The sequence below is a fragment of the Pseudoalteromonas sp. S16_S37 genome (assembly GCF_014694405.1).
GTDB lineage: Bacteria > Pseudomonadota > Gammaproteobacteria > Enterobacterales > Alteromonadaceae > Pseudoalteromonas.
Genome location: NZ_JAAUWV010000005.1, coordinates 35,029 through 54,893, shown reverse-complemented (window position 1 = coordinate 54,893; position 19,865 = coordinate 35,029). Strand labels below are relative to the sequence as shown.

Annotated in this window: 9 protein-coding genes; 2 read left to right on the top strand and 7 right to left on the bottom strand. The window is 41.7% G+C overall.

Going from position 1 to position 19,865, the window contains the following annotated elements; genetic code table 11:
• Positions 1 to 262: 262 nt before the first annotated feature.
• The 6 genes from HC733_RS04230 to HC733_RS04205 are packed head-to-tail and all read right to left on the bottom strand — an operon-like array spanning position 263 to position 16,628.
• Positions 263 to 4,333, bottom strand: coding sequence for a poly-gamma-glutamate synthase PgsB (locus tag HC733_RS04230; protein ID WP_190363803.1), 4,071 nt, complete (start codon positions 4,331 to 4,333; stop codon positions 263 to 265).
• Entirely contained in the window at positions 4,326 to 8,582 is a 4,257-nt protein-coding gene (locus HC733_RS04225) for a hypothetical protein (protein ID WP_190363802.1), read from the bottom strand. Before HC733_RS04225 ends, HC733_RS04230 begins: the two co-directional genes overlap by 8 nt.
• Positions 8,561 to 9,316: a hypothetical protein gene (locus HC733_RS04220; protein WP_190363801.1), complete on the bottom strand. Its 756-nt coding sequence runs from the start codon at positions 9,314 to 9,316 to the stop codon at positions 8,561 to 8,563. The genes HC733_RS04225 and HC733_RS04220 overlap by 22 nt, the downstream gene beginning before the upstream one ends.
• Positions 9,303 to 11,537, bottom strand: coding sequence for a hypothetical protein (locus tag HC733_RS04215; RefSeq protein ID WP_190363800.1), 2,235 nt, complete (start codon positions 11,535 to 11,537; stop codon positions 9,303 to 9,305). The genes HC733_RS04220 and HC733_RS04215 overlap by 14 nt, the downstream gene beginning before the upstream one ends.
• 25 nt (positions 11,538 to 11,562) lie before the next feature.
• The gene (locus HC733_RS04210) at positions 11,563 to 14,670 is read right to left on the bottom strand and encodes a poly-gamma-glutamate biosynthesis protein PgsC/CapC (protein ID WP_190363799.1); all 3,108 of its coding nucleotides are present in this window, start codon (positions 14,668 to 14,670) and stop codon (positions 11,563 to 11,565) included.
• Positions 14,670 to 16,628, bottom strand: coding sequence for a hypothetical protein (locus tag HC733_RS04205; protein ID WP_238937431.1), 1,959 nt, complete (start codon positions 16,626 to 16,628; stop codon positions 14,670 to 14,672). The genes HC733_RS04210 and HC733_RS04205 overlap by 1 nt, the downstream gene beginning before the upstream one ends.
• Positions 16,629 to 17,079: 451 nt before the next feature.
• Between HC733_RS04205 and tyrR the strand changes: the two genes are divergently transcribed.
• Entirely contained in the window at positions 17,080 to 18,636 is a 1,557-nt protein-coding gene (gene tyrR / locus HC733_RS04200; protein ID WP_190363797.1) for a transcriptional regulator TyrR, read from the top strand.
• 22 nt (positions 18,637 to 18,658) lie between these two features.
• Here the strand turns inward: tyrR and HC733_RS04195 are convergent, their stop codons facing one another.
• A complete protein-coding gene (locus tag HC733_RS04195; protein WP_342365981.1) occupies positions 18,659 to 19,150 on the bottom strand; it encodes a hypothetical protein in 492 nt (163 codons plus the stop codon).
• A gap of 135 nt (positions 19,151 to 19,285) precedes the next feature.
• On the opposite strand from HC733_RS04195, the gene HC733_RS04190 reads away from it, so the two are divergent.
• On the top strand, positions 19,286 to 19,816 hold the full coding sequence (locus tag HC733_RS04190; RefSeq protein WP_190363795.1) for a thioesterase family protein: 531 nt from the start codon (positions 19,286 to 19,288) through the stop codon (positions 19,814 to 19,816).
• Positions 19,817 to 19,865 lie beyond the last annotated feature (49 nt).

Here is a 19,865-nt window from a genome sequence, read left to right as displayed (position 1 = left end):
AAAGTAAGTAATTACGCACTATTGAGCGCTTAAACAGCGACTAACTATGCATCTAAAGTGCGTCAGTATACCCATATGAAAACGTTTGGGGAAGTAGTTAGCTACCAACGAAGGTATAAAATGTTAAAAAAAGGTGATTTAAGTATATTTTATAATATATTCCTTTGTTGTTTTTTTTACTTTTTTCTGGTGGATATTTCTTTATTTATTAATGCTCTGGGGCTTGCTTAAAATACTTTTGAAATATAGCAGCACATTCTGGCTAGGGCTTTTTGTTCCTTGCTATCAGCCAGCCTGACTTTTGGCTTTGGCTTAGTTTTGAAAGTACATCTGTCGCACGTTCAATGGTGATGTGTTGTGTGGCAATATCTTTATAAACTTGCTGAGCCAGTTTTTTTCTTTTAACTGCGGCCCCTGCTTCTAAAAAAGACTCAATGACTTGATAGATAAATTGTTTCACTGGGCCTTCTGCTTTTTGTGTCTTGTGAGTGAGCTTTTCAGGGCTACTGTCTGCCAGTTTAGTGAGTAAAATTTGTAATTCTGCTTGGCTTAACTCACTTTGCGCATGTGTTACTTTTAATAATGCATCGGCCGTTTGCTTTATTAAGCTCACTTCCAGAATATTAAAGTTGCTCTGATGTGCTAACAAATTTAGGGCTTGTCTAAATTCAGTGCTATTGATTTTTGGGTTAAGTAACTGCTCACAGACTTTTTTGGTTTTTTGCCATTGCTGCCAGCTTTGCACATAGTTTATGCCAACATCTTTAATATTTTGCATTCCAACAACCAGCTGATGCTGATTTTTACAGCCACATTGGGCAATTGTTTGGGTTAGGGCGTTGCTGCTAATATGGGCATCTTCAACGAGCACTATTTTACTATTGAGTAGGCTTAGACAAGTTTGCAATATGTTGTTTGCATGTGCAGTTAAATCATCGATGGCGATGATTGTTTGCCCTTTTTGCCAGTTTGCGTAACGTTTTAATAATATGCTCTTTTGGCGCTCACATAAATCATGGTTATTGTTGAGCGCTTGCTTAAACTCCTCATATGAGCTTAGTTGTGCCGCAGTTAAAGGGCATGCTTGTAACGAGACATTGATTGCAGCCAGCAAAGACGCTATATCGTCATTGAGTTTTATTTGGGTAATAAAATCGAGGATGGATGTTTTGTCGTTATTTTCGATAGCTTTTTCAATCCGTTGCTTTACGGCTGCTTTGAGGTAGCTGGCAAAACCACCAACATTGGTGCCGACCACCACGATATAATCAAAACACAAGTCTTCGGCCATAATATTGGCAAACACTTTCGAGCGCGCAACTCTATCTTCACGATTATTAATCAGTGCTATAGTTTGCACATGCGGTTGTTCACTCATTTTAAAAAGCTCTAAACGCTGCCAATTCTCAATCGTTGCCAAACGCTCATTGGCAGACATACTGTTGACAAAAGATTGTGTCAGTTCGCCAACTTGCGCGGCAAAAAAGTGTTGGAGCACACCAATATCGGGCACGATACGTTCAGCGGTTGCCTTGAATACAAAATCTTTATTTATACCGATATATTGCGCCATTTTACATACGAGGGCGATGTTGTCTGGATGCTCATCATATGGGTATAACGCTCTTATTTCTGGCGTAATTTGAAAACCATCCCCCCAATGCACTTGGATTAATGTTGAGTTTTTTTCTTTGGCTGCGCTTTCCAAAACCGGAGTCATAGTTTGTTCGCTGGTAAATACTTGAGTGTCTTCACCAACGAACGCTGACATTTCTCTGGCAACATCAACGCCGCTAGGGCCAAGAATGTCTTCATGATCAGGGTAAGCATTGGTAATGGTTACAAAGTTGTCTTTCATCCAGCGGCGTAAAATTTTTACATAGCGAGGAGTCAGCCCCATACACTCCCATAAGAACACATCAGCATTAACGGATTTTGCAAATTCCAAAACATCACTTTGCTCCCAAATGGTTGCTTTATTGAAAGGCCTAAAAATGGGGACTTCATATTGCTCACCAGAAATTTTGCAATAAATCATCATGGCTTCACAGCCAGTCGTTTTGGTTATGCAGCGAAGCGCTAAAGCACTGAATAATGCCGCTTTTAAGCGCTCTGTGCCTGATTTTCCGCGTGTGCCCCAGCCGCCTATACTCACAGCAATAGCTTGGCGATTGCGAATGATTTTACGGCTGATATATAAATGTCGGCCCCAAAAGTAGGCGCTAAAGCTCAGCACAAAAAAGACCAGTTGCGAGAGGGTATTTTGATAAACAGAGTAAGCGTATTCTTTAAAGCTCGACCAAATTGCTAAAACACTTGGCGCAAGGCGCAAGTGAGAGAATAGACTCTCAATCCCCGGCTCAACAGGAAACGCACAATTAAGCACATTACCATAAGCTTTAAATTGCATTTTAAAACCAAGCTTTACCAGTTCATCAAGATATTTTTGTTGCTCAAACTGGCCACCTTTTCTTAGATTGTCTAGCTGTTGAAAGTGCAGGCTAATATACCAGTAGGCATAAAATCTGCGAGTTAATGACGCAGGTTTAGTTATCTCTAAAATGCCGTCTGGCGAATAACTAAAAACCGGACTTGCAAGTTGGTCTTGGCTCAATATTGATAGCATGTAATCTAGTAGCGGCAAATAGGCGCGGGCGCTGTGTTCTTGCAAATGATATAGCGGCTCTCCGGGGACATTGGTTTCGCTTATTTCTGCCACACTACAGCTTGGAACATGCAGTTGTGCACTGGGTTTTCTTGCTGTTGTGTGACTAAACCCTTGGCGTTTGTCGGTACTGCTATGGCGCAACTCATGAATTACACGCCAAAGTCGTCTTGCTATATTGTAGCCTTCGCGAATATGCCACTTGCCTCTAGATAGCTTGCCATTAAAGCCAACGCGTTTTTGAGCCAAAAAGCTTAAGGCGCGCCCCAAAGTATGCTGATCCGTTTGGTTTTGCGAAAGCTCCACCGTATCGCCATGATTCAGTTGCGTATTGATATCAGCAATCAATGCTTGGTTATAAAAACTCGTAAGCTGCTCTCTGGTGCGAGTGATATAGCGTTTAATTGCAATTGACTCTGTTTGCATAAGCGCTGTATTGAGCGCGTTAATAAAGCGCTCATACACGGCGTGTTCTGAGTCGTGGTTGAGCTGCATATTTAGCATGATCCTAGCACTTTGTTCTAGTGCTATACGTTTGATTGGTAAAGTATATTGACCGAATAGGGTTTGCTGCCAAAGCTCGAAGGCGAATAAATCTTCGCAATAGCGCTCGGCAGTAAGTTGTTTTATGAGTGTAAATCGCACCGCGTCAACTTGCTCGTTTGCAAAGCGGGTTAAAATGATTGTTCTGGCTATTTCTTCAGGGAGTCTGGCGGTTTGCTCTATGAGTGCTTGCCTTACTCGCGGGTAGTCATGCTGTGACAGCTGCTCTAATAAGGTAATATCCTTTGCTGTTAAATGCTGTTGTTGGGTTATAACCCTTGGCAGTGCAGCTAGAATAAACAATTGGTTATTATCAATTTGCTGTTCATCAGCAAATAACGCTGCCCACATGTGGCCACGTACAAAAGTCGGGCGCTGGTGAATTAAAATCTCAAGAATATCAATGATGGCGGTATAAGGTGTTTGCTGGTCATCTAATAATTCAACTAAGCGCGCAATAAGCTCAGAACTGAGTTGGGTGTCAATGTTATGCTCTTGAATAAGGGCAACCTGATTAACGAGTGCGCGGATAATGCTATGGCGAATAAAGGCGGTTTGATTTTGCTCTAACAGGCTCAAAAAGAAAGGTTGTAAGTCAAGGGCGCGCCAAGTTTGCTCTAACTGAGTGTGGTTAATAGCCAGATAGCTTTTACTCAGCGTGCCTAATCGCGCAATTAAGAATTTAATACTTTGCTCTATTTCTGCCACCTTGCTGCGATATCTATCACGCATAGCACCTTCATCAAACCAGCGAGCAAAAGCGGCTTTGTCTGCTTTGAGCTGCTTATCTGTGGCGCCGAGCGTTTCAGCATAATTTAAAATATGTTGTTGCTTTTCATAATCAACTTCACTTTTTGATAATCGAGTAACAAAAAGCTGGTATGCATTGCGCAGCTCGGAGATCTCTTCTTGCTGCTGCTCGATTTTGTGGCGGATAAAGCTAATAGAATGCAACAACAACCAAGGGGATAAAGCTTCTGTTTCTGGTTTATTCATCAGCAGTGGCCACTCACTCAACTCATCAAGCAGCTGCTGATATTTATGGTGGTACAGGTTTATCCAAAACCGTTCGGTGTTAGCAAATAGCAGGCCTTGTAAATGTTCTTTTAGTTGCTGTTTATTCATGAATCACCTGCTGCATCAGTTCAAGCTCTGACAATGTTTTGAAAGGTTGCTCTGCGTAGCTAAATGGCGTAAAGCCTGTACCAAGCGTATTGCCTATGCTCAGTTGCAACGCGATGCTATGTTGGTTGTCACGCCAATTTTGCTCCCAGCTCAGAGCAAGAGAAGCGGCTAAATTATGATTAATGGCAAATTGCTTTTGCCATTTTAAACGGGATAAATACTGCCATTGCGACTGGCGCCGGTGGTCATCGTTAAATGCATATCTGCCAACAAGCTGCCCTTCAAAAATATGGCCTTGATAAAACTGGCGTGCTGTAAAGGTAAGGCGTGTATTGTCAATCGTTCGCCAATTTTGGTTACTGGCTAGTTGCGCTCTGACACTCAGTTGCTGATCAACATGGTTTTGATACCAGTATTGATAACCTGTGCGCCAGCCGTGACGATGATTGTCTTTGTATTGGCTTAATATATCAGGATTTAATTTGGCTAAAGTCAGTTCACTAGATTGAGCGCTACTGTCAAAGTAGTGCGGTTGCCACCACCATTGATGACGATGTTGATTGTTAAGCTGCCATCTGTGGCCCACTGTCGCCGTTAACTTGGTTGATACGCGACTGGAAAGAGCGGTTGATTTTGGCTGCCAATAGCCTTGTAGCTCAGCAGTGGCAAACCAATCATTATCGTCAGACAACCAATCAATACGACCACTTAGCTGATAAATTGAGTAGTAAGTATCATTGAGTTGTTTACTAACGCCGAATTTGTACCAGCTGTTTTGTGTTTTAAATCGCAGCCATGCACCGATATCTGTTACGTTTTGCTGTTTTATTTGTTCATCGAAGTCGTTAGACGAAAGCTGGCTGTGATTAACAAAGCCTTCATAATGTATTGCGCTGGGCGTGGTATAAAGAGAGGGGCCTTGCAATTGAGCATTGGTAAAGGATAGTGGTTTTTGTTGTTCAGCCGCTATGTATTTGGGCTTGTTTTGAGTAAAAACAGGCACTTTTCGATTATGAGACTTAAACTGCCATCGAAAGGCATGCAGCAACTGTGCATTTTCAATGAATAGGGCGTTAGTACCTGCAGGGTAAAGGCGCTCTACTTGTTCACGTTTATCATCTTTTATATATTCAATTTTTATCAAAGCATCGTTTTCTAATTTTACTCGCACAGGCTGCTGCTCATTGGCTAAATAAAAACGTAGTTTTGGCGTCAACGGTATGCTTTGCCATTGCTGTTGGCTGTGTTCGAAAAGCTGCACACTAACCATCTGAGATACAAATGGCTGCTGCCAAGACACGCTTACAAGGCCTTGTTGAATTTCTTTGTCTGTAAAAACGTGCTCTATAGTTGCTGTGCTTTGCACTGTGTATTCGCGCTGTTGCTGATTGAATGTCAGGGTAATGTTGGCGCTCTGATCTGCACCCAATTCGGCAGGAGAAAACGCAATACGAAGTTTATGTTTTAGTGCTTGAAATTGGCTTATATCGAGCGTAAACGACTGGTATGGACGTATCTGCAAGCCCGGTAGTTCGGCAACTTGCGAGGTGTGCCTAGTAATTTGCTCCGCTTGGCTTAATTGCAAGGGACTTTGCAACACAAGCAATTGGGTGCCCAGATAGTCAGTATATTCATCGATGAGCTGCCAATGACCAAATTGCTTAATTCGCTTGAATAAAGTGGCTTCATCAGGTGTTAAAGAGTCGCTGTTAAAAAGGCCAAACAAAGCGATGTAATCCTCATCACTCATGGCTTGAGTGTCTAATCTATAGAGCGCGTTATTTAAAAGAGTTTTGCCACTTTGTGCTTTATCACTGAGCACTGTTTTGAATGAGGGATGACTGAGGTATGGTGTTATTCCGTTGTCAGCGACGCTTTGTTGGTTTTGTGACGCTTCCGAAACCCTAATGTAGCTTACGTTATCACTACTAATACTGATCGACTCATTTGCATTTAAATGAATATATCCACTTTGTGCGACAGACAGGGCTTGCTGAGCATTGTTAAAGGTGTTTGCTGCAATATCAGTAAAAATCGGCAGTATGTATTGTTGTTTGTTACCAACTAGCGTGAGCCAATTTGTCTGACGCTGTGTCTCATTGCTGGCGATACCTCGGGCATTAATGTGTAGTGTTGTATCTTGCGATGTGGAGATGGTGAGTAATTGACTGGGATTAAGCTTAAACGCTTGATATTGTGTGCTTGCTGAAGTGAGCTGCTCATAACCAAAGTGACTGAATGTGATAGCAGGTGGCGCACTTGCTTTGTCATCGCTCAGCGCTTGGTAGTTCAGTGCACCGTACAATTCTTTGTTGGATGACAAAGAATGTTGGTTATCATGACCCTGCCATAGCGCAAGATATCGCTTGTTTTGCGCTTCATATAACGTGGGAATCAGTGAATTACACTCGCTCAATAGCGCAGCCATATACGCGCACAGTCCTTGCAATTTGTACTGAGAATTAGTGTCTTTATAACGCTTGAGTAATGCGTTGGCCGAATATTTGGCTAACTGTGGATTGCCTTGTTTTAGTAATCCTTCTAAGTAGCGCAGGCTATGTGCTTGCTGGTCTAGTTTGTCTAAAGCATCTATGCGCATTTTCCAAGCCGCGAAACGGATATCTTCGTATGAGCTGGCAGTGAGTAACTTTAAGGTGATTAATGTTTCATTTGGCTTAGTATCCACTATCGCTTTTATTTGCGCCAATGACAAAGCTTGTTCATGGTATGTCTGCTGAAGTTCAACCGCCTTGTTTGCACTAAAAGTAGGTAATGAATCAATATAATCCTTGGCAATTTGTGAAGAGTGGCCTTGTAGTAGTGCGCTTATGGTTCTTGATTTGTCTGCTAATTTTTTTGGTTGCATATAAAGCAGTTCATCATGCACCACAGATGCTAATTCAGGAATTTGCACCGCCACTTCAACCGCCTGTTGTCCGTTTGGCAAAGTTAGCGTCAGCGAATCTGAGCGATCAATATTACTGAGCTCAATTCGCTGTGTGCTGTCGCTTGCGCTAAATAAAATGGTAAATATTTGCTCGCCTAAAGTTGCTGTCATCTTGCCTTCATCAGCTGCCTGAATAAAAAGAGTGACGATTGGCTCGGTTGTAGCGTTTGCGCTTATATCAAATTGCAATTCGTTTTTAAGCGTGTGGGTATGCAGCCTTTGCTCTGTATGCATTTGGTAGATGTGCCCATTTACGTCTCTCAGTCCATGTGTGATAGGTGTTAATATGTAATTTGAAACTAGGTTGTTTGATGTGGCGCGTGGCAACAAAAAGCGTTGTTGCGTAACCATGTTAATAAGTTGCTGGTGGCGTTTCCTAGTTAGCGGTGTTACTGGTGGTTGTTTAGCGGCTAAAGCATGTCTGCCTTGATGGCGGTAAATATCATCAAGTAAAAAGTCTAAATTATTGGTCCAATACGGGTTTTGCAGTGAGTCTTGTTGTTTTTCGCCGCTGTCGTGGTCTAAAAATGCGCGCTCTGCATGCTCTATTTTAATTAAGGCATTACCGTAACTTTTTAGCGTAAGCAGGCTGTTTTCACTGACTGCAATATAGTCGTTGTGGGTAATACTGACATTCTGCTGCTGATACTCGGTTGCTTGGATATTACTCAAAGGCAATATGCTCACCGCTTGTTGATTTTCATATACATAGACTTTGTTATGCTCATTAGCGTCGTCGAGATGGTTTTTAACCGAGATTTTCAGTTTTGCGGCTTGCAGAATAGGGATAGAAATGTGTTGGCCTGCGGGCAAGTGGTAATAGTCTTCATATTGATGTGAGTGATATAAAGTCACTTTATCTAATGGCAGTGGTAGTTGGCTCTGATATGGATCTGGATGCGGTTGATATTGATGCTGCCACAGCTTTAAATCTTGCTCAGAGGCACTTTGATTTTCAATGATGATAATGCGGTTGTCAGCATGAGCCAGCACTTCACAGCTTTGCTGCTCGCAGCGCAATTGGCTTGGCAACATATTGACCTGACTATGCAACGTGAACGCTTGCCATAGTTTTATCGATTGTGGGTTAAATGGCGCTAACGTCAGTGTGCTGTGGGCACTGAGGTATAGCTGTTTTTGCTCATATGCTTGTAACGTTACTGCGCCCGAGCTAGGGCTCAGCAATACTTCTCCATTGCTGTGTTCTAACCACTGCGAGGGGCTCGCCAGTTTATGTGTTAAGGCTGATACCGAACAAATATATAAAAGCGGTAGCAATGTTATAAGGCGTAGCGCAAGCATAAAGTAAGCTGTTCCATTAACTGGTTATTTTCTATCAGTTTTAGACGCATTGAACGGCTAATTTCAATGTGAAAAAAAGAGCCTGGGGTGAGTGCTAATTGATGCATTACATTTTTTGTACCACCAAGTTCGTTGATTTGCCTTGGATAGTCGTAACTTGCCGAGCTAATTTGACGTAAACACTGTGATAATTGCTGTATCGCTGCGGTGCTGATTGCTCCTTGGCTGACAATAAAGTCAGCATTTTTGCCGGTAGGCGAGTTACGCTTTTTTTTACTAGAACCATGAATTTGGAATATTTTTGCCAGAGGATAGCGTGCTTGATAGGCTAAAATTGCATTGTGGTGCAGGCTGCTTGCTCTGGTAGACAGATCCATCGTTTGCCCATCAACTTGGTCGCTATGCCTATGATGGGAGTTGCTTACCATGACTTGGCATAAATTCTCGAAAATTGCTGAGCTGATAGTGAGCGTATATTGGTCAAAAAATTGGTGCGGGACAGAAACAACACAAGGTTCTGCGTCAGGGTGATACCAAAGATGGCCTCCTCCTAAGGCTTTGCTTTGCGCAATTAAGCGGTATTGGTTGTTATGGGTTTTATACACCCATGGGGCTATCGCATGTGGATTATCAAACCAGCTTTTTAGTGCTGCTACTGACGGCAGCTGCGCATTTGCATAACTGGGCCAACAAGCAAGTAAAACGGTAATGTAAATTAACTTAATTATCTTCATTTAACCACCAATTGAGCGTGTGTGCGTGCTCTGCAAATTCTTCAATAACAGTTATCCATATGTCTTTATTTGATTTTAATATCAAGCTATTAAGTTCGCTAATATCTGAACCAAGCGGTATTGTCATACTTGGGTAAGTTACCAACTCACCTAAACTCGGGTGAAGCATAAATGCCTGAGTTGTTGAGCTTGGGTATAACTGCGTACGTTTTTTTTCAAAACTGTATGTCTGATTTAGTTGTTCACTGAATCGGCCGCTTATTTGAGTCGATAACTCAATTGCAGCTGCAAAGGGAGAAGTGGCATAGGCTTTTACCACGACACTATACGGGGCCTTTTGGTAGTTAAGGTGCAATGTTGTGTTGGCATCAAGTTTATACAGGCGTTGCTTTGTCCAAGGTCGATTATCGCCAACATTGGCAAATAATCGTTGTGCGTTGCTGAGTATCGCGGCTTTGGTTGCACTAGTGGGCGCTTGTATATCAAGCTCATAAACCAATGGAGGGCGACTCGATTTTACAATTAACTCTGCTGCATTGAGAGATTCACGATTTAGTAAGCTATGCGCTAGTTGCACATCAATTTGCGCATAATGATAATTTTTAAATACTTCTTTTGGTAAGTAATAGGGCTTTGGCGAATTGATTAAAGCTGTGTTGGCAATGGCCAAATCACGTGATAAGTCTCTGCTGACATAAGCTGTCTGTTTAACGTCTTGAGCTGGTGGCTCTGAGAATAGTCTGACTGTGACAGTTTTGTTTTGTGACGCCAGTTCGTAATCATTGTCGGCTTTTTGTAGGTACCATGGAGGAATGTCAAAAAAAGCACTGGGTTGTTCGTCGCATGGTGTGTCACATAACGTAGCCTGATAGTGGTATGTTGCTTTGCGTACATAAAGTTTAAAGGCCATTGGGCTGTCGCTTTGCACGGTTATATAGGCGCTATTTGGTGGTACTCGATGCAGGTATAATTGGTTGCTAGCGGCAATGGTTGTGCGTTGAGTATCTTCGTTTATGACCCTATCAAACTGGGAATTATGAGCCTCGAGAACAGCAATGTAACTATTGATAAGGGTGTCTTGTTGATCATAAATATTGACCTTTAACCGCGTGTGTCCTTTAGCGCGCACATCTAATTTAAGATGGCTATCTGATGTGACGCTGTATCTGACAATATCTTGATTGCTCAATTGATAATACTGGCTATGTAATGGATCAATGGGCTGCCTATCAGCTAAAAACCATTGAGATAGCACCGCTGTATCCGATTTTATAGTGAGCATTCCACTTTGGACATTAGGCAGTTTGTACAGATTTGTAGTGTTGGTCTTTATGGCTGTTAATTGTTGCGCAGGCTGCCATTGATTATGGTCATACCATCTAATTGTCAGTGCTTCGGGAGCGGTTGTAGAAAAGTAAATGTCTTGCTGCTGCGCAACATCGATGGAGGCTGACAGAGTTTGGTCCGTGAAAAACCCGTCTAAACTGAGCTGTGAAGCTGAAAAATCATAGCTTTGAATGTTATAGGGTAGCGTTTCGTATAGTGTGTCGGTTGTAAAGTCAACGTTGGGTACACCTTGCGGCGCGAGTTTTCGCCAATCAAATTTTACTGCGTTGAATATCTCTTGCTCGCTTAAAGCATTAGCCCCCAATGTGTGATAGTTGCTAATACGTGCGCGCCAAGGTAGGGGGTATCTAAGCCAAGCGCTGTAGATATCTGTTGGACTGGTTTTTTCCTTGCTATGCACCCTTATTACCACACCTTGTAGTACCGGGCTGTCAGGGATCAACCTAAAAGCAATTGCAGTGGCATTTTTAAATTGGCTATGATTTAGATAAAAAGACTGCCCTGTAGATACCGCTAAACTTTGGCGATTTTCTATGATTTGCTTGACTTGCTGCTGTTGCTCATCACGTGCCAATTTAGAGGTATGGTGATAAACAGCTTGGCTTAATACACCTTGGTCAGCATCTAGCAGCGTATATTCGGTGGCATAGTCAGCCGTTTGCTGATAATCCGATTGACTAAAAATGGCATTAGACAAAACTCTGATTGAGGCAGTTTGAGATGCCGTGAAAGTATAAATTAGCGGTTTATCCTGCGTGAGCCAATGTACATTTGAGCGGGTTTCAGAGCTTTGTTTTTCTAGTAAAGGTTTTGCACTGTTTAACCAAATAACCAGCTGTTTTACTTGCGTAAAAGAGAAGATGGTAAGCGCCATTATTACACTCAAAAGGATGAACCATCTAATGTAAAACATGGTTATCCCCCGGTGTATTACTGGTATAGTTTTGCTTGTCTACCAGTGTATTTCTGGTTGGTAAGTACATCGCCATGAGATAGTCGTTTTTCCTAACGAGTAGGGCAAATTCATTCAGATCTGTAATGTAAGCGGCCTCAAGGTAGCAGTTGGGTTGTGCTTCACATAGCTTGCTAAGGTAAGGTAAATGCAGTGTTTTTGCATAGTTCTCTGTTAGTTCTTTAAGCGTAGCACGCTGCATTGTAGATAAATCCAGCCAAGTACTCGCTCCAATGTCCCCCATTTTTATTTGCAGTATTGATGTGCTCGATGATATTGCGGTTAAACGCTGCCGTAAGGTTTTGCTTGAGGTGGCAAAGTGCTGTTTGTAATCAGACGCTAACCACAGTGCTGCTAATTCGCTATTAGCGGCAAAAACTTCATACCCAGTTTGAGCCGATGAGCCTATTTCTAATCCGCGGGTTGCTTGTTGGCCAGTCACAATCTCATAGTCTACACCAAGTTCAACTAAGGCCTTATCTAACTGGGCAAGTAAGTTGTTGTGGCTGTCACTCGGTGTTGTATTGATAAAAGATATTGCAGTGGGTCGCACCTTCGAGGGCGCACTATGACTGCGAATTTGTAAATTGAGTACGGGTTGTGCTTGGTAGTAACGCAATAGGCTTTGATGAAACACATTGAATAACGACGTTGTATTGGTTGGTTTCATGACATTAGCGGCTGGGGAGGCAAGCGGGTGAGCGCCTGCTATCATCAGAGATTTAGAGTGAGCTGAACTATACAACGCGCCAGAAAACTTTAAGGTATGGCTTTCAAAAAGAGGCCGAGGGACTTGAATATTGGTTAGATTCGCTTGTCCTAAGCGAATGAAATATAGGCCTTGACCAAGTTGAAAATAGCGAGGCTCAGGGCGAGGAGAAATCATCAAGTAGTCATTTTGTGCATCACTAATGCGCGTAATCTGATAACCTTTTAAATGCGCTATTTTATTGATATTGGCCAATTGGTTAGCAATATTTACATCCAAAGGATGTTGCGCTAGTTCATCCGATATTTGCAACAGCGGTCTGAGTATTTCAAATTCCCACAGGGCAGCATCTTTGTGTGATAACTCGGTAAAATAGCCACTACCTTTGGCACTTATATGTGGCGCATAATCATCGATTGCTTGTACGACTGACAGGTGATGATGTGCTACAGGGAGCCTATCCCCACTTTGTTTTAGTGACATTTGCGCGAGCAAATGGATATAGTTTTCGCTGTTAATGTAAACTTCTAGCATATCAGAGGAGTAGTTTGGGTATGGTAGATTGCTTGCTAACACCAAACCGAATGAAAAATCATCACATGACAGCAGATCCCGTAGCTGATTTTGACTAATCGAGTCGGGAAGTTGATTAAAAACCCAGGCTTGGCACGCTTTGTCTGTATAGCTCGTAGGAAGTGTTTTTTTACTTTGCTTGGTAAGCTCTCTAATTTGTAGTACTTCAGGCAAATTTATTGCCTCTATAAACGCTTGGTAATAAGCACTTTGTGGCACACTCAGTGTATTGTCTAACGATGTTTTTGCCGTTCCTATCGCCAGAGCACTACTTTGTAAGTATTCAAATAACATGCCTGCGGTGTCACTTGCCCTTCTTTCACTGGTTGGATAGGGCACTGTAACTATATGTGCAGCGGTTGGATTTTTTGCTAAAACAAATAGCCCTCGAGGCGTGTGTTCAGTCAAATCTTGAATGTATAGATAATTACTACCTTGTTGTAATCCAAAACCAATTTCATTAAATATCTCAGTTGCTTGTTTGATTTTTTTGAGGTTTTCTCTGTTGTTAGCCAACAAGTTAACGGCACTTTTAAACTGATTTATATTCAAGTTATGTTGATATTGACCTATCGAGAATGGTGTCTGACTGGCGGTATATAGTGCGCTTCTATAATCACTTAGTTGTGCTGATATCGATACAGGTTTAGACGCTTGGGTTATGTCAGTCGTTTTTTTTACGTCTAACAAGCTTGGTAAGAACATAATCAAAAAGCCAATGACAATGGCCAGCGCACCGCCAAGAATGGAGGTTTGAAATGTAGCTCTAATAATAAGACCCAGTGCGCTTTTTTGATATATTTTCAGTGCTAATAATGTTGATAACATATAGCCAAATGCAAAGGTATCAGTCACTTTAACGGTGGGGTAAAAGTGCACGAGCGCGTAGTTGAGTGCTAGCTTGTATGCAAAACCAATATTAAAGAAAAATAGCAGTAACCTTGCCCCTTCCAAATTGGCGCTTTTGAGTCGCGTAAAGTGTAATAGCGTGCCACCGATGAGCAAAATAACGGCGGTTTCGATAAACGATGTTAATAATTTGCTGGGTTGAAGCAACTGTAGGGCAAGTAATGCTGGGAGTAAAATTCCGTTGAATTCCCAGCCATAACGCAAATTTGCACGTGACGCGATAAATGCCGTGAGCACTAAAATAATGTAGGCCTTTGGCGCTGCGACAATTGAGGCCGCAACGGCTTCGTACATAATCGCCAAGTTAGCAATACTAAAATTGGTAAAGGGCATAAGTACATAGCGCACGATAAGATAAGTACATAGTAGTTGCACAGTAGTGATCTTCACCCCATATTTAAAACCATGGTTCCACATCACGTTGGCAGCTAAGGCTATGATCACCAGCCCTAAGCTGTGCAGATCTGAAGCGTAATCAAAACTGATATCCCACAACCTGAGTTCATTGGCAATCATTGGCCACAGCATACTATCCATGGCTACGCGCACTAAAATACTAATTAAGATGATGGCAAAGAATCGATCTCGACCAAACATCTCTGCATAGCCAAACTTTTCCATGAGCAGCTGTGCGCTCAATCGCATAATCCAGTATACGACAATGGCCTCAATAAAAATGACGACGGCTGACGTTGGGCTGACGATTAACAGCGGCACTATGTATCCAGGTACTACAAGACCCGTTAAGGGAAAACCAAATCTCAGATTAAAAAAACACACAATTGCGATACCAACCCAAACGGTGGTTATCACAGATTGGCTAAGGCCACTGCCTGTGGGAAATAAAGGAAGCACCCAGTCCATTATGGCGTATCCCAACTGTCATCTTGGTATTGGTCAAAGTTATCTGTGAGCTGATTGAGCAATATGTGTGGCATTTGCAAACCGCTAAGTAGCTCTGTGATGTCTACAAATTCAAACAAAATGCCCGAGATTGAAAAGGGGGTGTCAGACTCGCTGCTACTTGCCGTTTTATCTATACTCGATGCGCGTAAAACATAGTGACGCTCAGACATCACAACCAATAATTTAAATTCGCTTTTATTGAGCGTCAGATATCGCAACTTACCCTTCGCTTCGCTCATAGATAACTCACTGACAGACATTAAAAGGTCTAGCGAATTCATATTGAATATCAGTAACGCTTGTTGCTGCGCGAGCCGCTCAAAAGCGCTATTGAGCTGCATAACTTGACCGAACAAATTAAATACAACGCTTGCTGTATGTTGCTTATCAGCGATGTGCTCAAGTGTTGATAGCTTTTGCTCCATGGCAGCTACTGAGGAAGAAACCTTTTTACTCAATGGCTCTGACAATCTAAGTGTAAGAGCGCGTGTTAGCGTTTGCTCGTTTGTACTTTGCTGCGCTGTGTACATTCTAAAGTGGTATAGCAGCTCACCGATTTGGCTGGAAAATCGGTTTACATTGCGTTTAAAGGCTTGTTCGATGAATTTTTTGTCTTGGATGATGGTTAAAGCCCAAAAGCCGCGAATATCTCCGGCGTACATTAAAGGCGTAATGTACTGTAGCTCGTTTGTTCCGAGTGTTTTAAAAAACGGACGCGACACTTTAACAACACCAAGCTCTTTTATGGCATCGCTGTAAGGTGCGCGCTCATAATCACGGCGTAACTCTAATATATCGCTCAGTTGGCAATTAACGGCATGAATCTCTCGTAATCTATGATCGCCTTCTACACGTGCAAGAAAAATACTTTTCTCGAGACTAAGTTGTTGGTTTACCAATTTGATTATTGCTTCCCATGGGGAGGCATTTTCAATAATTGACTTGGGTAGGTAGCGGCCAAACATACGTTGCTCTACATCATCAACAAGCCGTGACAGATTTTGCTCTTCCGACCATTTACTGTGAAAGAAAACCCATAACAAAGCCAGCCATGTACTGAGTAGCAGTTGGGTGGTGGGCATGAGGAGTTTTAAATACTGAACTACAAAATAACTCATTAGCAGCCAAGTTATACTCAGTAATACGGCGAGCTTTAGATTAAAACTAAGCGTATATTTTTGATAAAAGGCAACTAATAGAAAGAGTAAAGCCAGTTGTGCAAGCATACAAACATAGTTGGGTACTAAGCTCACCAGTGTTTGTTTATCTAGACTATGCGCTAAGTAGGCATACAGGTATACAGGGTTGGCTAAACTATCTAGACCAGGCGCATTTAAGTTATGGCCGTAGCTGTTAGTTTGTTGGCTAATAAATATAATTTTATCGCTAATTTGTGTGCTAAAAAGGTCATCAGATAACACTCTTTTACTGGTAAATTTTGGCAAACTGGAAATAGGTAAACTGAAGTCAATCAGCTGCTGTGTTAGTGGTGGTTGGAATAGGTCGTTGAGCCAACTATTACATTGCATTCCTTTAGGTTCAAAAACGATATCAGCCCCAAGCCATGTCGAAATTGGCTTTTGGCAAGGGGAGTTATTAAAGCCAATGTAAAACACATTATTTATCCCAGCAGGTTTATCTAGTTGCTCGTTAGAAAAAACCACAATAGCCTTGGGGTGATAGTGAGAAATTTGTGTGACCAATTGCGTGTGCTCGTGACTTAATTGAGTGCTTTCAACGAGCACGATATTGCTTTGCTGATTGTTATCAAAGTGATTGAATAAGGTGTACGTCACTGCATTGAGAGGCTGAAGTATGCCAGCGTACTGGGCTAATAGTACGAGCGAAGCTAACACAATTAGAGACCAAAAAGCGGCGCTTTTTTGAATGGACTTGAGCTGCTGTATGACTGACACTCACTACCTCATGCTTAATATTATTGTACGAAAGGTAATTTCGTTGCCAAAAGGTGCGTACATTTTGACTGTGATTTATTCTTGCTTGATATTAAGAGTAGGATAAAAAGTTAAAAAAATCATAGTGCTAACTAAGTATTTAAATAAGTTTTTAGAAATGTCACCAAATTAAGTTATGCCGTGTATGTAAGTACTAACAAATAAGTTTGTTTTAGCTCTGAATAGTTCTTTGATGCGTTGAGAAGATAGCGTTAGATGCGTCGATAAATATGAAAATTGGACGCGCTATTTTCTTAAAAATTAATCCTAATTCATTATGAGATTACAAATAAACAGTATTTTTACTGATTAAATCGGCTGATTTGTGCAAAATAGTTTACATTATTCTAGTCCAGTAGCTATTCTTAGAGTATGATCCTACTAAGTTGTGCTACCCCCTTTTGAGGAACAAATGCGTCTTGAAATTCATTGTGCAGACCGAATCGGTATTGCCCAAGAAATACTTAACATATTGGTTAGTTATCAAGTTGATTTAAAGGGTATTGAAGTTGATTCGGTGAATTGTCGAATGTACGTCAGTTTCCCACCGATAGAATTTGAACAATTTCAAAAAATAATGCCGGAAATCAGATTGATAGATGGCGTTGAAGACGTTAGAACCACGGCGTTCTTACCTTCTGAGAGAGAACATAATGAACTTTATACCCTGTTAAGTGCTTTGCCTGATGGGGTGATATCGATAGATGCCAAAGGGTGGGTTCGTCATTGCAACGATGCTGCAAGCAAAGACCTAAATCAGCCTGAGTCTGAAATTATTGGTGCAAATATCAATAATTTACTAAAAGGGTTTAATTTTACGCGCTGGCTTGAAGGTAAAGAAGTCTTAGGTCAAACAACCCGAGTGGAAGTTGGCGGGGAAGACTATATTGCAGATATTTTGCCTATCTCAGTGCCGCAAGGAAATGAGCGAGATGTGCTAGCTGGTGCGGTGATCAACATCAAATCTCAAAGTCGATTAGGGCAGCAAGTAAGTGCATTTCGTCGCTATGGTCAGGAGAGTTTCGCAACCATTCACAATCATAGTACGGCTATGCGTCGAGTTGTTCGAGAAGCGAGAAAAATGGCGCAACTTGAAGCGCCTATTTTGATCACAGGTGAAACTGGAACGGGTAAAGAGCTATTAGCGAGAGCTTGCCATTACGCTTCAAATCGTTCTTTGAAACCGTTTATTGCTTTATCTTGTGCTTCGTTACCTGATGATGTTGCAGAGTCTGAATTATTCGGATATGCCGGATATGAGGAAAGCACGGCGCCAAAACGTGGTGTATTGGAACAAGCTGATGGCGGTACTGTATTTCTAGACGAAGTAGGTGAAATGTCTAGGCAGCTGCAAACTAAGCTGCTGCGATTTTTACAAGATGGCACCTTTCGAAAGGTAGGTGATGAAAATGAAGTTAAAGTAAATGTACGCATTATTGCCGCAACGCAAAAAGACTTACCTGCGATGGTACAAGAGGGAAGCTTTAGGGAAGACCTATATTATCGTATCAACGTATTAACGTTGGAAATTGCACCTTTGCGGGATAGAAAAGCAGATATAGGCCCTTTATCGGAACACTTTATTCAAAAATATGCGCAACAAAACGGGCATCCTGCACCAAAGCTGTCTGAGGACTGTTTAGAGTTTTTAGAGCAATATCCGTGGCCCGGTAATGTTCGTCAGTTAGAAAACTCAATCTATCGCGCAGTCTCTTTACTTGATGATCAGGAGTTGCGAGTTGAACATATGCAACTACCAACGTTTACGCATGACTTAGGATATTTAGAATCAGATTTCGAAGGGTCTTTAGAGCAGGCTGTAAAGCGCTTTGAAGCCACTTTGTTGAGAAAGCTCTATCCGGCGTATCCAAGCTCTAGACAGTTAGCTAAGCGTTTGGGACTTAGCCACACAGCGGTTGCCAACAAGCTAAGAGAATACGGTATTAACCGTAAAACAGTAAAAGTTTAATCTAGAATACAAAGACATGACATTAATTCTTAATGCTCATGTCTCTTGTCACTCCATCAAGTTTCACGTTCTCGATGCCGTTTTCTGAAAATGATACTTCAATACTGACGTTTGGCCTGGCTAAAAAATAATCTATCTTATTGAATGTTAGAAGATAATTGCCGATCACATTCTCGTTATAATCCTGTTTTCTGAGCCAAATCTTATGGTCGCCCAATTGCCATTCAAATCCTTCAATAAATCCTTTGTTGAATTCTTGCACCCATACTTTATCTTCTTCTTTACTTAGGGTGATGGCAATTGAATAGGACTCTGGTAACTCAGACATCTCATAGCTTTTATCACCAATACGAAATTGCTTGGTGCTTGCTTGCCAGCCAAAGCCAAACTTAAAATCTTTTTCTACGCCAGTTGGATAGCGCAACTTACCCTCACCAGAAAAGTCGAAATCGGCCAAGCTAGCGGCTGAAAAAATCAGACAAAAGCTACTAAAAAGCAGTATTAAGTTATTCATGTTCTTCATTGTGATCAATTCGTTAGAGTTTATCTGAAGCCTAGTTGAGCACAAGTTAGATGGCAAGTATTTGTTGTTCATCAAGTGTTCTATGTTAGACTCTGAGGAAGTTATAAACTGGTTGGACCAATTGTCATGAATCTGTATTTTCGTTTGCTATTGTTATTTTGGAAAATAAAAAAGAACAAGCAGTATCAAACACTTTTAGAGCCTATTACCTATGACTTCAAAGTACTGCCAAGCGACTGTGATATTAATTTACATCTAACTAATTCTCGATACTTAGCGTTTATGGACTTGGCAAGAACTTGGATGACAGAGCGCATTGGTTTGTTTAGTGCTGTAATGAAAAAGCGCTGGTTTCCAATAGTCAATGCAACGGCTATTACCTATATCAGAGATATAAAACCTTTTGAGTCATTTACGGTAACCACGCGTTTGGTTGGCTGGGATCACAAGTACTTTTACATTGAGCAGAAGTTTCGCTCGGCACGAGGACTTCACGCTATCGCCTATGTACGCGGTGTATTTCGTAAAAAGGGTGGGATTGTGAGTGTTGAAGAGATGCTCAAGGTGGCAAATTTTGATGGTGAAACACCAGCGCTGCCTGCTGAAATTAAGCATTGGAAAGCTATGCTGGAAGAAAAAAAGAATAGTAATCAATAATAAAAGGCCGCTCTGATAGCGGCCTTTAGGGCTGAGTAAAGTAACTGTA

Coding starts and splice junctions, on each gene's coding strand:
- HC733_RS04230 (WP_190363803.1), bottom strand. CDS start 4,333: ATGAATAAACAGCAACTAAAAGAACATTTACAAGGCCTGCTATTTGCT.
- HC733_RS04225 (WP_190363802.1), bottom strand. CDS start 8,582: ATGCTTGCGCTACGCCTTATAACATTGCTACCGCTTTTATATATTTGT.
- HC733_RS04220 (WP_190363801.1), bottom strand. CDS start 9,316: ATGAAGATAATTAAGTTAATTTACATTACCGTTTTACTTGCTTGTTGG.
- HC733_RS04215 (WP_190363800.1), bottom strand. CDS start 11,537: ATGGCGCTTACCATCTTCTCTTTTACGCAAGTAAAACAGCTGGTTATT.
- HC733_RS04210 (WP_190363799.1), bottom strand. CDS start 14,670: ATGGACTGGGTGCTTCCTTTATTTCCCACAGGCAGTGGCCTTAGCCAA.
- tyrR (WP_190363797.1), top strand. CDS start 17,080: ATGCGTCTTGAAATTCATTGTGCAGACCGAATCGGTATTGCCCAAGAA.
- HC733_RS04195 (WP_342365981.1), bottom strand. CDS start 19,150: ATGAATAACTTAATACTGCTTTTTAGTAGCTTTTGTCTGATTTTTTCA.
- HC733_RS04190 (WP_190363795.1), top strand. CDS start 19,286: ATGAATCTGTATTTTCGTTTGCTATTGTTATTTTGGAAAATAAAAAAG.